The organism is Bradyrhizobium sp. USDA 4506, assembly GCF_054058795.1.
On the sequence record NZ_JBSSBM010000002.1, the window covers coordinates 3,487,729 to 3,502,769 of the forward strand.

General features: G+C 63.8%; 4 protein-coding genes and 1 pseudogene. 1 reads left to right on the plus strand and 4 read right to left on the minus strand.

Translation table 11 applies throughout. The features are described from left to right. The first annotated feature begins 647 nt into the window (after nt 1-647). Nucleotides 648-1,859: an FAD-dependent monooxygenase gene (locus ACVIHF_RS18760; protein ID WP_456792415.1), complete on the plus strand. Its 1,212-nt coding sequence runs from the start codon at nt 648-650 to the stop codon at nt 1,857-1,859. Nucleotides 1,860-1,899: 40 nt separating this feature from the next. Here ACVIHF_RS18760 and ACVIHF_RS18765 read toward each other — a convergent pair. The 4 genes and pseudogenes from ACVIHF_RS18765 to rpoB all read right to left on the minus strand — a co-directional run bounded on the left by ACVIHF_RS18765 (nt 1,900) and on the right by rpoB (nt 14,868). After that, nucleotides 1,900-3,952: pseudogene (locus ACVIHF_RS18765) on the minus strand (ABC transporter ATP-binding protein). 226 nt (nt 3,953-4,178) lie between these two features. Next, a complete protein-coding gene (locus ACVIHF_RS18770; protein WP_253608213.1) occupies nt 4,179-6,239 on the minus strand; it encodes an FAD-dependent oxidoreductase in 2,061 nt (686 codons plus the stop codon). Between the two features lie 180 nt (nt 6,240-6,419). Next, nucleotides 6,420-10,622: a DNA-directed RNA polymerase subunit beta' gene (gene rpoC / locus ACVIHF_RS18775; protein WP_057019552.1), complete on the minus strand. Its 4,203-nt coding sequence runs from the start codon at nt 10,620-10,622 to the stop codon at nt 6,420-6,422. Between the two features lie 127 nt (nt 10,623-10,749). Further along, a complete protein-coding gene (rpoB, locus tag ACVIHF_RS18780; RefSeq protein ID WP_057019553.1) occupies nt 10,750-14,868 on the minus strand; it encodes a DNA-directed RNA polymerase subunit beta in 4,119 nt (1,372 codons plus the stop codon). Nucleotides 14,869-15,041 lie beyond the last annotated feature (173 nt).

The window sequence follows — 15,041 nt, forward strand, 5'->3', positions numbered from 1 at the left end:
CTTCTCAGGACTAGCCGTCCCGCACGGCCCGCTCGACACGGAACAAACAACCGCGCAAAGCGAAATCGCGCCAACCACTCATCGCTGAGCGGAAAGCGCATCGACGCCACAGAGGACCGCGATCCCGAACCGTTCAGCGTTCGCTGTTCGGTCCGCCACCGAGGTCATGCATCCGAATTCACTCTCAAGAGGACGTGCTCAAGAGAACTAATATCGTCCTGGCATTGCCTAGCTATCATCGACAGCGTTTGAGCGGCATTCGTCGAGGTTGGTGCCCGTCCGGCTCCTCAAAAAGGACCTTCGGGTGTTCCGTTCCGACGCTGGCGTAGCTCACCGCCTGTCGTTAAGTGGGCGCCTTGTATAATCGAGAGATAGTGAAGTCAAGCAAAACGACAAGCGAAGAAACGCCTCTGGCACTTGCGGATTTCGCATTTCACCGAGGTTCGGCGCAAGGCGAAATGTGACGGCCGACCGACCTCCCCGCGCACTTCATCCGAATCTTCGGACGCGTGCGGAATCATATTACATCCGGGTAAAATATGAATAGAAACAACTCTCCCCAAGTTAGTCCCGAAGGCAAACTTCGAAACTAAGCCTTTATTTGCCATTCGCAGCGCAAAAATCGGGGTCACAGCCACGGAATTCTCATGCGGTACACCGACATCGCGATCATCGGCGGCGGTCTTGCGGGCTCGACCGCAACCGCCATGCTCGGCCGTGCCGGGATACCGACGATCCTGATCGACCCCCACCGGGTCTACCCGTTCGATTTCCGTGTCGAAAAGATCGGCGGCGACCTCCAGCTCGAGCGATTCGCCAGGACCGGCCTCGCCGAGTCGGTGCTCCGCTCGGCGACGCTGGACGGCGAGAACTGGATCGCGCGATTCGGCCGGTTGCTCGACCGGCAGCCGAGCCGGCAATACGGCATCATGTACGACGCGCTGATTGCGGCGATTCGGAACGAAATCGCCGGGCCGGCGGAATTCATCTGCGACAAGGTGATCAATGTCGCGACCAGTTCCGAGCGGCAGCGGCTCGTGCTTGCCAATGGCGAGGAGATCTCGGCGCGCCTTGTGGTGCTTGCCAACGGCCTGAACGTCCGGTTGCGCCGGATGCTCGGCATCGAGCGGCTGGTCACGAGCTTCTGCCACTCGATCTCGCTCGGCTTCGATTTCGTCCCCGTCGGCCGCCCCGCCTTCCCGTTCGCGGCCATGACCTACTTCTCGGAGCGGCCGAGCGATCGCATCCCCTACATCACGCTGTTTCCGATCGGAAACCGGATGCGCGCCAACCTCTTCACCTATCGCAAGGCCGACGATCCCTGGCTGCGGGCGATGCGGCGCAATCCGGTGGAGACGCTGAACGCCGCGCTGCCGCGGCTGCGCCGGCTCACCGGCGAGTTCGACATCGCCGGCGATATCAAGATCAGGCCCGCCGACATCTTTGTCAGCACCGGCTATCGGCAGGCCGGCGTGGTGCTGGTCGGTGATGCCTTCGCCAGCACCTGCCCCGTCACCGGCACCGGTACCGACAAGGTGTTCACCGACGTCGCCCAGCTCTGCAACGTCTACATCCCGGCCTGGCTGTCGACCGACGGCATGGGCGAGGAGAAGATCACCGCGTTCTACGACGATCCGGTCAAGACCGCCTGCGACGCCTGGTCGAACGCCAAGGCATTCAGCTTCCGCGAGGTGTCGGTCGGCAGCGGGCCCACGTGGCAGGCCCAGCGCTGGGCGCGCTTTTTCGGCTATCTCGGCCGCGGCTGGCTGCGCCGGCTGCACAACCCTGCGGCGGCGGCGTCAACGACGCAGCCGGCCAACCACTTCCGGCAACGTCCGCACGCCGCGGACCGGGCGTAACGAAAAATCTGGCGCTCGACCATCGCCCGCGACGCGGGCCTCACGCCTCCTCATCCTCGTCTTCGTCCTCATCTTCATCATCGTCATCATCGTCATCATCGTCATCATCCGCGTCGTCGGCGTCCTCGTCGTGATTCAGATGTCCCTGGTCGTCCCACAGCTTGCGATAGACGCCATTGCGGGCCAGCAGCTCCTCGTGCGAGCCGCGTTCGATCGCCCTGCCGCCGGAGATCACGATGATCTCGTCCATCTCGACCACCGAAGTCAGGCGATGCGTCGACCAGATCATGGTGCGGCCCTCGGCGACCTTGAGCAGCGTGCGATTGATCGCAGCCTCCGTGGTCTGGTCGAGCGCCGAAGTCGCCTCGTCGAGCAGCAGCACGGACGGGTTACGGATGATCGCGCGCGCGATCGCGATGCGCTGGCGCTGGCCGCCCGACAAGGTATCGCCGCGCTCGCCGACCGGCGTGTCGTAGCGCTGCGGCAGGCTCATGATGTAGCGATGGATCTCGGCCTTGCGGGCAGCGTCCTCGACCTCCGCGTCGGTCGCGCCTTCCTTGCCGAGCCGGATGTTCTCGCGGATCGACATGTTGAACAGCATGTTCTCCTGGAACACGACCGCCATGTTGGCCCGCAGCGACTCGCGCGTCACCCGGCGGATATCGACGCCGTCAACGGCGACGCGGCCCTCGTCCGGCACGTAGAGCCGCAGGATCAGGTTGATCAGCGTGCTCTTGCCCGAGCCGCTGGGACCGACGATCGCAATGCTCTTGCCGGCATTGAGCTTGAGGCTGAGATTGTCGAGCACCGGCGTCTGTGCCCCCTCATACTGGAAGGTGACGCGATCGAAGGAGATGTCGTTGGTGATGCGCGGCAGATCCGGCGCGCCGGGACGGTCGGCGCCGCGGGTCGGCTCGTCGAGCAGTTCCTGGATGTGCCGCACCGCCGCCGCCGACTGGATCGACACCGGGATGAAATGCATCAGATGGGCGATGTTGTACGACACCTCCCAGAACGCACTCTCGAAGGTCACGAAGGTGCCGACGGTGATCTGCCCCTTGGTGGCGAGATAGGCGCCGATCGCCAGCACCACGAGGTGGAGCAGCAGCACCGCGATGGTGACGGTGCGCTCCACCATGGTCGACAGGAACATGGCTGACGCGGCCTTGGCCCTGACGTCGCGGTTGCGCATCGTGAACCAGCCGAGCGCCCGGCGCTGCAGATTGAACGCCTTCACCACCGCCTGCGCGGCGACGTTCTCCTGCACGGTTCCGAGCAGCGCGGCCTCGTTCTGCTTCTGCTCGTAATTGGCCTGCACTGCCTTCGGCGTCAGGATGCGCGGCCCGATCAGGGTGATCGGAAACACCAGCAAGGCGACCACGGCAAGCTGCCAGTTCAGGAACAGCATCAGGATGATGCCCGCGACCAGCTCGAGGCCCGGCAGCGCCGCGCTGTTGGCGAAGGTCTTGACCGAGCCCTCGAACGCCGACAGATCGATCGAGAAGCGCGACAGGATCTCGCCGCGCTTGGTGCGCGCGAAATAGGCCGACGGCAGGTTCTGGACATGGTCGAACAGCCGCGTCCGCACGTCGGCGATGATGCCGGCGCCCAGCCGCGCATCCCAGCGCTCGTACCAGACCGCGATGATCGAGGTGACGATGCCGGCAACCGCGAGCACGCCGAGGATCTTGTAGAGGGCCCCGAAATCCTCCTCGCCGAGCGCGTCGTCGATCAGGAATTTCAGGCTGAGCGGCATGATGACGTTGAACAACGTCTCGACCAGCACGCCGAAGGCGACGCAGGCGAACGGCTTCCTGTAGTTCGCCAGGATCGGCCTGACGAAGCCAAAGATCGTGGAGAGCGCGCCGGCGGCTTCCTTGGCGGTGAAGACGACGAGGTCCTCGTCATCATCGTCGTCATTCGAGCTCGAACTCGTCGTCCGCGTCGTCTTCCTCTTCGTCGTCAGCCGGCGCCGCGGACGGCTTCGTGGAGGCGGCCGCCGCGGGCGGACCGGACGCGGGCTTCTTCTTCAGCTCGGGATCGTCGGCCGCCGCTCTCGTCGGATCGTCTGATGCAGGAGGTCTTGGCGCCATGAAACCAACCGATGCTCCACGGCCGGCATGACCGCAAATCGAAACCGCAGCTGATAACACTGCGCCCGTAATCCTATGCGATCACGACGAATTCGGCAAAGCGTTTGGAACGGCCGACGCGCCGCGGCGCGCTCGCGCGGATTCGCGGAGCAAAGCATTGCCGCCGTTTGACAGCTGGTTGACACGAGGCCGGTCGGCTCGCGGCAAAAGCTTCCGGTCGGTCCCGCTAGTCGTCGAGGTCGGCTTCGACCTTGTCGAAGAAGGAATAGCGCAGGCTGTCGGAGTCGGCGTACCACTGCCCTGGCCCCTTGTTGGCGGCCAGCGTCAATGTCCACAGCGCATCGGTGCAGTCGCGGCGGTGCATCGACAGATCGAAGCCGTTGCCGAAGAACAATTCCGACCACTCCCACCAGGTGCCGAGCTTCTTCACCCCGCGCAGCAGGTCGTAGCGATCGATCACTGCCGCCGCCATGTCGGAAGTCACCGACGCGAACACGACGCCGGTCTTGACCACGCGGTTGAGCTCGCGCACCCCGCGCACCACCTGCTTCTCGCCGAGATGGCACAGCGAGGTCTCGAACACGAAGTCGAACTCGTTGGCCTTGAACGGCATGTCGGCGATCGAGCCGAGCTTGTTGTACTTCTTGAGCGCCTTCGGCGTCTTGCCGTGGATGTAGCGGTTGTTCTCGATGCCCCAGGCATCGATGCCACGTTCGCGCAGCGCGCCGACCAGTTCGCCGCTGGCGGAGCCGGCGATCAGCAGCTTGTAGCCCTTCGCCCTGCCCCAAACCGTCTTGATCAGGTCCGTCAGATAGGCGGGGTCGGTGAAGTTGCGCCAGACCTCGCTGTAAGGGCCGACGCCGCGATAATCGTCGAAATAGCTGCGGTCGATCTTGTCGGACAGCGAGCTCTCGTCCTGCGCGCGGCTACGGCGCAGCCGCATCATCTCGGTGACAATGATGTCGGTCGCGGCATCGGAGGAATCGAGCAGTCCGTTCAGCGTCGAATCGAACAGATAGTCGCCGACCACCACGATGCCGGGATGCTCCTTCGGCTCGGGCCGGTGGTTGGTCATGACGTCGCGCACCGGCAGGCCGCCCGGCAGCGCGTTGACCGACGACAGCCAGCGATGGATCTTGCCTTCCAGGAAATGCTCGCGCGCATCGCCGAGCGAGGCAGGCAGCGACTTCAACGCGGCATCGATCAGCTCCTGATCGCTGAGATTGGCGAAGGCCAGCGCATCCGAGCCTGCGATCAGCCAGTTCAGCACGCCGTGCTTGCCGACATCGTGACGCGCGCCCTCGTTGTAGACGCAGCAGCCGCCGAACGCTTCCGACATGAACCAGGCGCCCGGGATCTTCTCGCCCCAGAACGGCTCGTCGAACAGGATCGAGACCCGCAGATAATGCGCGGGCCGGTCGAAATAGGCGACGTGCTTGACCATCGACTTGCGCAGCTGTTCGCCGTCCCAGCGCATGGTCGCGAGCCAGGAGTGCGGCAGGCAGACCAGCACGAGATCGAAGTCGCGCGTCTCCGGCCCCTTGCCGTTCATCATGTTGAGCTGGTAGCGGCCGCCAGCGGTCTTGCCGACCTTGAGCACACGATGGTTGAGCTGGATGTCGGCGCTGACTTCCGAGCGCAGACAATCGATCAGCTGCTCGTTGCCGTTCTGGATCGAATACAGGCCGATATAGCCGTCGACGTCCATCACGTAGTTCTTCAGCGCGTTGAGGCCGTTGGTGTTGTGGCTCTCGGTCGCGATGTCGGAACGCGCCATCACCTTGAAGAAACGCTTGGCGGTCGCGTCCTCGACCTCCTCGTCGAGGACCTGCTCGGCGGTCTTGTAGGCCCACGGGTGTTCGTTGTCGTGGGCGCCGACGCCCTCGTAATATTCGATCGGCGACACCAGGTCGCTGCAGCGCTTGCGGAACGCCTCGATCGCGGCCGCGGTCTTCGCCCCGTATTTGCGGCGCATGCCGGGAACGTCGGCAAGCAACTCGCCGTCGAGCTGCACCTGCTCGGCGTCCATCGGGATCGTCTGCAGGCCGAAATGCTGGATCAGCTCGCGCAGCGGGTCCGGCCCCGTCATCGAGTAATCATAGATCTCGGCGACGCCGGCCTCATACATCGCGGGCGCGGTGTCGAATTTGCGCGTGACGATCTTGCCGCCAAGGCGGTTCGACGCCTCGAAGATGGTAACGCGGCAGAGGTCGCCGAGTTTGCGCTTCAAATACCAGGCGCTCATCAGCCCCCCGGGGCCGCCGCCTACGATAGCCAAGTCGAGCATATGGATTCCGTCGTCTCCGGCGCGAGCCAAACAGCCGGTCTAAGTCACCCTAGCAAAGGCACTTTTTTGCCTGAAGGAAAGATGAACAAATTGCGTCCCTGCACCGCAGCAAGCAAAGAAAGCAGCAAAAAGGCCGGCTAAACGCCGGCCTTCTCGCCATACCCGTAGTCTTGCGGATGCCTATTCGGCGGGCGGCAGCGCCAGCGGCTCCGCTTCCGGAGCCGTCGGCACGATCGCCGCCTGCTGCTTCTCGCGCTCGTCGAGGATCAGCTTGTCGCGCTTGACCGCGACCTCGCGGATCCGCGCCATCGAGGCGCCGGTGCCGGCCGGGATCAGGCGGCCGACAATGACGTTCTCCTTGAGGCCCTCGAGCGGGTCCACCTTGCCGTTGACGGCAGCTTCGGTGAGCACGCGCGTGGTCTCCTGGAACGACGCCGCCGAGAAGAAGGAGCGGGTCTGCAGGCTCGCCTTGGTGATGCCGAGCAGAACCGGCGTACCCGTGGCGGGCTTCTTGCCCTCCTCCTTGGCCTTGGTGTTGAGCGCGTCGAACTCGATCTTGTCGACCTGCTCGCCCGAGATCATGTCGGTGTCGCCCTGATCGGTGACCTCGACCTTCTGCAGCATCTGACGGACAATCACCTCGATGTGCTTGTCGTTGATGAGCACGCCCTGCAACCGGTAGACCTCCTGGATTTCGTTGACCAGATAGGCAGCGAGCTCCTCGATGCCCTTGATCGCCAGGATGTCGTGCGGCGCCGGATTGCCTTCGACGATGAAATCGCCCTTTTCGACGATGTCGCCGTCCTGAAGGTGGATGTGCTTGCCCTTCGGGATCAGGTACTCACGCGGCTCCTCGGTCTTGTCCATCGGCTCGATCGAGATGCGGCGCTTGTTCTTGTAGTCGCGGCCGAAGCGGATCGTTCCCGCGGTCTCCGCGATGATCGCCGCATCCTTCGGCTTGCGAGCCTCGAACAGTTCCGCCACCCGCGGCAGACCGCCGGTGATGTCACGCGTCTTGGCGCTCTCGGTCGAGATACGCGCCAGGATGTCGCCCGGCATCACCTTCCCGCCGGTGTCGACCGACAGAATGGCGTCGACCGACAGCATGTAGCGGGCATCGCCGCCACGCGCGAGCTTCATCACCTTGCCGTCCTTGCCCTTGACCACGATGGCCGGACGCAGGTCCGAACCGCCGCGCGTCGTGCGCCAGTCGATGACCACGCGCTTGGCGATACCGGTCGACTCGTCGAGCGTTTCCGAGATCGACTGTCCCTCGACCAGATCCTCGAAACCGATCGTGCCCTCGACCTCGCTCAGCACCGGGCGGGTATAGGGATCCCACTCGGCGATGCGCTGGCCGCGCTTGACCATATCGCCTTCGTCGACGTGCATCTTCGAACCGTACTGAATACGGTGGGTCGCACGCTCGGTGCCGTCGGCATCGACGATCGCAACGACCATGTTGCGCACCATAGCGATCAGGCTGCCTTCGCTGTTGCGGGCGATCGCCTTGTTCTTAATCACGATCTTGCCGTCGAAGTTCGATTCGACGAACGACTGCTCGTTGAGCTGCGCGGCACCGCCGATGTGGAACGTGCGCATCGTCAGCTGCGTGCCGGGCTCACCGATCGATTGTGCCGCGATGACGCCGACGGCCTCACCGTGGTTGACCGGGGTGCCGCGGGCCAGGTCGCGGCCGTAGCACTTGGCGCAGATGCCGTTGATCAGCTCGCAGGTCAGCGCCGAGCGGATCTTCACTTCCTGGATGCCGGCCTGCTGGATCGCGTCGACGTGGCTCTCCTCCATCAAGGTGTCACGCTTGATGACGACCTCGTTGGTGGCGGGATCGCGCACGTCATCGCAGGCCACGCGGCCCAGGATGCGCGAGCCGAGCGAGGCGACCACGGTGCCGGCGTCGACGATGGCGCGCATCTTGATGCCGAGCGTGGTGCCGCAGTCGGTCTGCGTGATGATGCAGTCCTGCGCGACGTCGACCAGACGGCGGGTCAGGTAACCCGAGTTCGCGGTCTTCAACGCGGTGTCCGCGAGGCCCTTGCGGGCGCCGTGGGTCGAGTTGAAGTACTCGAGCACCGACAAACCTTCCTTGAAGTTGGAAATGATCGGCGTCTCGATGATCTCGCCCGACGGCTTGGCCATCAGGCCGCGCATGCCGGCGAGCTGGCGCATCTGGGCCGGCGAACCACGCGCACCGGAGTGCGCCATCATGTAGATCGAGTTGATGTCGGCATCCGCGCCCGCCGCCGTCTTCTTGGTGGACGAGATCTCCTTCATCATCGCCTTGGCGACTTCTTCACCGGCCTTCGACCAGGCGTCGACGACCTTGTTGTACTTCTCGCCGTGGGTGATCAGGCCGTCATTGTACTGCTGCTCGAAATCCTTCGCCAGCGTACGGGTCTGATCGACGATCTTCCACTTCGACGCCGGCACGACCATGTCGTCCTTGCCGAACGAGATGCCCGCCTTGAAGGCGTTGTAGAAGCCGAGCGCCATGATTCGGTCGCAGAAGATCACCGTCTCCTTCTGACCGCAGTGCCGGTAGACCTGATCGATCACGCCGGAGATCTCGCGCTTGGTCATCAGCTTGTTGATGATGTCGTACGAGATCTTCGGGTTCTTCGGCAGCAGGTTGCCGAGCATGACGCGGCCCGCAGTGGTTTCGATCCAGCGCTTGGAGTGCTTGCCTTCCTCGTCGAGGCCTTCCCACCGGTACTTGATCTTGGTGTGGAGGTGGATGACCTTCGAATGCAGGGCGTGCTCGAGCTCGGCCATGTCGCCGAAGATCTTGCCCTCGCCGGGCAGGCCTTCGCGCATGATCGAGACGTAGTAGAGGCCGAGCACGATGTCCTGCGACGGCACGATGATCGGCTGGCCGTTCGCCGGATGCAGGATGTTGTTGGTCGACATCATCAGGACGCGCGCTTCCAGCTGCGCTTCGAGCGACAGCGGAACGTGCACGGCCATCTGGTCGCCGTCGAAGTCGGCGTTGAAGGCGGCGCAGACCAGCGGATGCAGCTGGATCGCCTTGCCCTCGATCAGCACCGGCTCGAACGCCTGGATGCCCAGGCGATGCAGCGTCGGCGCGCGGTTGAGCAGCACCGGATGCTCGCGGATCACCTCGTCGAGGATATCCCAGACCTCCGGACGCTCCTTCTCGACCAGCTTCTTGGCCTGCTTCACCGTGGTGGACAGGCCCTTGGCGTCGAGCCGCGAGTAGATGAACGGCTTGAACAGCTCGAGCGCCATCTTCTTCGGCAGGCCGCACTGATGCAGGCGCAGCTCGGGACCGACCACGATCACCGAACGGCCCGAATAGTCGACGCGCTTGCCAAGCAGGTTCTGGCGGAACCGGCCCTGCTTGCCCTTCAGCATGTCGGCGAGCGACTTCAGCGGACGCTTGTTGGCGCCGGTGATGACGCGGCCGCGGCGGCCGTTGTCGAACAGTGCGTCGACGGCCTCCTGCAGCATGCGCTTTTCGTTGCGGATGATGATGTCGGGCGCACGCAGCTCCATCAGCCGCTTCAGGCGGTTGTTGCGGTTGATGACGCGGCGGTACAGGTCGTTGAGGTCCGAGGTCGCAAACCGGCCACCGTCGAGCGGCACCAGCGGACGCAGGTCCGGCGGAATCACCGGCACGACCGTCATGATCATCCATTCCGGCTTGTTGCCGGAAACGCGGAAAGCCTCGACGATCTTCAGACGCTTGGCGAGCTTCTTGTGCTTGATGTCGGAGTCGGTCTCCGCCATGTCGGCACGCAGCGTCGCCTCGAGCTTTTCGAGCTCGAGCCCCTTGAGCAGCTCGCGGATCGCCTCGGCGCCGATCATGGCGGTGAAGGAATCCTGGCCGTACTCGTCCTGCGCCTTCAGATACTCGTCTTCCGACAGCAGCTGACGGTCCTTCAGCGCGGTGAGACCCGGCTCGAGCACAACGTAGTATTCGAAGTACAGGATCCGCTCGAGATCCTTCAGCGTCATGTCGAGCAGGAGGCCGATGCGCGAGGGCAGCGACTTCAGGAACCAGATGTGGGCGACCGGCGCCGCCAGCTCGATATGGCCCATGCGCTCGCGCCGGACGCGCGACAGTGTCACCTCGACCGAGCACTTCTCGCAGATGATGCCCTTGTACTTCATCCGCTTGTACTTGCCGCACAAGCATTCGTAGTCCTTGATCGGCCCGAAGATGCGCGCGCAGAACAGGCCGTCACGCTCCGGCTTGAAGGTGCGGTAGTTGATGGTCTCCGGCTTCTTGATCTCGCCGTAGGACCAGGACAGAATCTTCTCCGGAGACGCGATCGAAATCCGGATCTGGTCGAAGACCTGGGCCGGGGTCGTCGGATTGAAAAGATTCATAATCTCTTGATTCATGGTCTTCTCCTCGCGTGCCGATCGTCACCGGCAGCAAATTCGAAACTTTTATTCAGCGCGCGCCCCGCCCAACGTCCGAGCGGGGTGCGGAGGCCCGGCGCGTTTGGCGCCGGGCATGATCACAGCGTTACTCGGCCGCTTCCGACGTCGACGCCGGTCCCACCTTGGAATTGTGCAGGTCGACGTTGAGGCCGAGCGAGCGCATTTCCTTGACCAGCACGTTGAACGATTCCGGAATACCGGCCTCGAAGGTGTCGTCGCCGCGCACGATCGCCTCGTACACCTTGGTACGGCCGGCGACGTCGTCCGACTTCACGGTCAGCATCTCCTGCAGCGTGTAGGCGGCGCCGTAGGCTTCCAGCGCCCAGACCTCCATTTCGCCGAAGCGCTGGCCGCCGAACTGCGCCTTGCCGCCCAGCGGCTGCTGGGTGACGAGCGAGTACGGACCGATCGAACGCGCGTGGATCTTGTCGTCCACGAGATGGTGCAGCTTGAGCATGTAGATGTAGCCCATCGTCACCTTACGATCGAACTGATCACCGGTACGGCCGTCATAAACGGTCGACTGGCCGGAGGCGTCGAAGCCCGCGAGCTTCAGCATCTCCTCGATGTCTGCTTCCTTGGCGCCGTCGAACACCGGCGTTGCGATCGGCACGCCGTGGCTCAGATTGCGGCCGAGTTCGACCAGCTCGTTGTCGTTCAGCGACTTGATGGTTTCATCCTCGCCGTAGATCTTCTTCAGGGTCTCGCGCAGCGGCTTGAGATCCTGCTTGTGATAATAGGCGTCGATGGTCTGCCCGATGCGCTTGCCGAGGCCGGCGCAGGCCCAACCGAGATGGGTCTCAAGGATCTGACCGACGTTCATGCGCGAAGGCACGCCGAGCGGATTGAGCACGATGTCGGCGTGCGTTCCGTCCTCGAGGAACGGCATGTCCTCGATCGGCACGATCTTCGACACCACACCCTTGTTGCCGTGACGGCCGGCCATCTTGTCGCCGGGCTGGATCTTGCGCTTCACCGCGACGAAGACCTTGACCATCTTCATCACGCCGGGCGGCAGCTCGTCGCCACGCTGCAGCTTCTCGACCTTGTCGAGGAAGCGCTGCTCGAGGCCCTTCTTCGACTCGTCGTACTGCTTCCGCATGGCCTCGATCTCGGCCATCAGCTTGTCGTTCGGCGAGGCGAACAGCCACCACTGCGACTTCGGATACTCGTCGAGCACCGCGCGGGTGATCTTGGTATCCTTCTTGAAGCCCTTCGGGCCGGCGATGCCCTGGCGGTTCTCCAGCAGCTCGGCGAGGCGGTTGTAGACGTTGCGGTCCAGGATCGCCTGCTCGTCGTCGCGGTCCTTGGCGAGACGCTCGATCTCCTCGCGCTCGATCGCCAGCGCACGCTCGTCCTTGTCGACGCCGTGGCGGTTGAACACGCGGACTTCCACGATGGTGCCCTGCACGCCCGGAGGCACGCGCAGCGAGGTGTCGCGGACGTCGGAGGCCTTCTCGCCGAAGATGGCGCGCAGCAGCTTCTCTTCCGGCGTCATCGGGCTCTCGCCCTTCGGCGTGATCTTGCCGACCAGGATGTCGCCGGCGCGGACTTCCGCACCGATATAGACGATACCGGCTTCGTCGAGGTTCTTCAGCGCTTCTTCCGAGACGTTCGGAATGTCGCGGGTAATTTCCTCAGGACCGAGCTTGGTGTCGCGGGCCATCACCTCGAACTCTTCGATGTGAATCGAGGTGAAGACGTCGTCCTTCACGATCCGCTCGGAGAGCAGGATCGAGTCTTCGAAGTTGTAGCCGTTCCACGGCATGAACGCGACCAGCACGTTGCGGCCGAGCGCGAGCTCGCCGAGATCGGTCGACGGACCGTCGGCGATGATGTCGCCCTTCTTGACGATGTCGCCGACCTTCACCAGCGGACGCTGGTTGATGCAGGTCGACTGGTTGGAGCGCTGGTACTTCATCAGCCGGTAGATATCGACGCCCGACTTGGTCGGATCGAGATCCTCGGTGGCGCGGATCACGACGCGGGTGGCGTCGATCTGGTCGATCACGCCCGAGCGGCGCGCGGCAATCGCCGCGCCCGAGTCACGGGCGACCACGCCTTCCATGCCGGTGCCGACGAACGGCGCCTCGGCGCGGACCAGTGGCACCGCCTGGCGCTGCATGTTCGAGCCCATCAGCGCGCGGTTGGCGTCGTCGTTCTCGAGGAACGGGATCAGCGCCGCGGCGACCGAAACCAGCTGCTTCGGCGACACGTCCATGTAGTCGACCTTGTCCGGCGTCACCGGCAGCACTTCGCCGGCGTGACGGCAGACCACGAGGTCGTCGGTGAAGCGGCCCTTGGCATCGAGCGGCACGTTGGCCTGCGCGACGCGGTAGCGGCCCTCTTCCATCGCCGACAGATAGATCACCTCGTCGGTGACCCGGCCGTCCTTGATCTTGCGATAGGGCGTCTCGACGAAGCCGTACTTGTTGACGCGCGCGAACGTCGCCAGCGAGTTGATCAGGCCGATGTTCGGACCTTCCGGCGTCTCGATCGGGCAGATGCGGCCGTAATGCGTCGGATGCACGTCGCGGACTTCGAAGCCGGCGCGCTCGCGGGTCAGACCGCCCGGGCCAAGCGCCGACAGGCGCCGCTTGTGGGTGATTTCCGACAGCGGGTTGGTCTGGTCCATGAACTGCGACAGCTGCGATGAGCCGAAGAACTCGCGCACCGCGGCAGCCGCGGGCTTGGCGTTGATCAGGTCCTGCGGCATCACGGTGTCGATATCGACGCTCGACATGCGCTCCTTGATCGCGCGCTCCATGCGGAGCAGGCCGATCCGGTACTGGTTCTCCATGAGCTCGCCGACCGAGCGCACCCGGCGGTTGCCGAGGTGGTCGATGTCGTCGATCTCGCCCTTGCCGTCGCGCAGGTCGACCAGCGTCTTGATGACCGCCAGGATGTCTTCCTTGCGCAGCGTGCGATGGGTATCGGGCGCATCGAGCTCGAGGCGCATGTTCATCTTGACGCGGCCGACCGCGGAGAGGTCGTAGCGCTCGGCGTCGAAGAACAGCGACTGGAACATCGCCTGCGCCGAATCCAGCGTCGGCGGCTCGCCCGGACGCATCACGCGGTAGATGTCGAACAGCGCGTCCTCGCGCGTCATGTTCTTGTCGGCAGACAGCGTGTTGCGGATGTAGGCGCCGACATTGACGTGGTCGATGTCGAGCAGCGGCAGGTCCTTGTAACCCTGCTCGTTCAGCACCTTGAGCGACTTCTCGGTGATCTCCTCGCCGGCTTCGGCGTAGATCTCACCGGTCTTCGGGTTGACGAGATCCTCGGCGAGATAGTTGCCGACGAGTTCCTCGTCCGACATGCGCAGCGCCTTCAGGCCCTTCTCCTGAAGCTGGCGCGCCTGGCGCACTGTCAGCTTCTTGCCGGCCTCGAGCACCACCTTGCCGGTGTCGGCGTCGATCAGGTCGTTGACGGTCGAATAGCCGCGGAAGCGGTTGGCATCGAACGGCACGCGCCATCCGTCCTTGGTCCGCTTGTAGGTGATCTTCTTGTAGAAGGTCGACAGGATCTGCTCGCCGTCGAGACCGAGCGCGTACATCAGCGAGGTCACGGGCAGCTTGCGGCGGCGGTCGATGCGCGCGAACACGATGTCCTTGGCGTCGAACTCGATGTCGAGCCAGGAACCGCGATACGGAATCACGCGCGCGGCAAACAGCAGCTTGCCGGACGAATGGGTCTTGCCCTTGTCGTGGTCGAAGAACACGCCCGGCGAACGGTGCATCTGCGAGACGATGACGCGCTCGGTGCCGTTGACGACGAAGGTGCCGTTCATCGTCATGAGCGGGATATCGCCCATGTAGACGTCCTGCTCCTTGATGTCCTTCACCGACTTGGCGCCGGTTTCCTCGTCGATATCAAACACGATGAGGCGCAGCGTCACCTTGAGCGGCGCAGCGAAGGTCATGCCGCGCTGGCGACACTCGTCGACGTCATATTTCGGCTGCTCGAACTCGTAGCGGACGAATTCGAGCATCGAGGTGCCGGAGAAATCCGAGATCGGGAACACCGAGCGGAACACCGCCTGCAGGCCCTCGTCGAGCCGACCGCCGGTCGGCTCGTCGACCATCAGGAACTGGTCATAGGACGCCTTTTGTACCTCGATGAGGTTCGGCATCTCGGCGACTTCCTTGATGTGACCGAAAAACTTGCGTACGCGTTTGCGACCGGTGAATGTCTGCTGCGCCATCGTGGCCTCTCATTTTCGTCGCCTTTGTGGGGCGAACCTTCCGGGAGCGACTGCCATCGGCCCCGGGTTGAATTTCGAATCGTCTCGAAGGAACGAAGCACAAGGTCAGGAATTAAATCCCCGTCCCGGCCCCGACCACCTCCAAAACGCAAAACAACGCGCGGGGCGCATCA

Excerpts from the sequence above, each read along its gene's own strand:
- ACVIHF_RS18760 (WP_456792415.1), top strand. The coding sequence starts at position 648 with ATGCGGTACACCGACATCGCGATCATCGGCGGCGGTCTTGCGGGCTCG.
- ACVIHF_RS18770 (WP_253608213.1), bottom strand. The coding sequence starts at position 6,239 with ATGCTCGACTTGGCTATCGTAGGCGGCGGCCCCGGGGGGCTGATGAGC.
- rpoC (WP_057019552.1), bottom strand. The coding sequence starts at position 10,622 with ATGAATCAAGAGATTATGAATCTTTTCAATCCGACGACCCCGGCCCAG.
- rpoB (WP_057019553.1), bottom strand. The coding sequence starts at position 14,868 with ATGGCGCAGCAGACATTCACCGGTCGCAAACGCGTACGCAAGTTTTTC.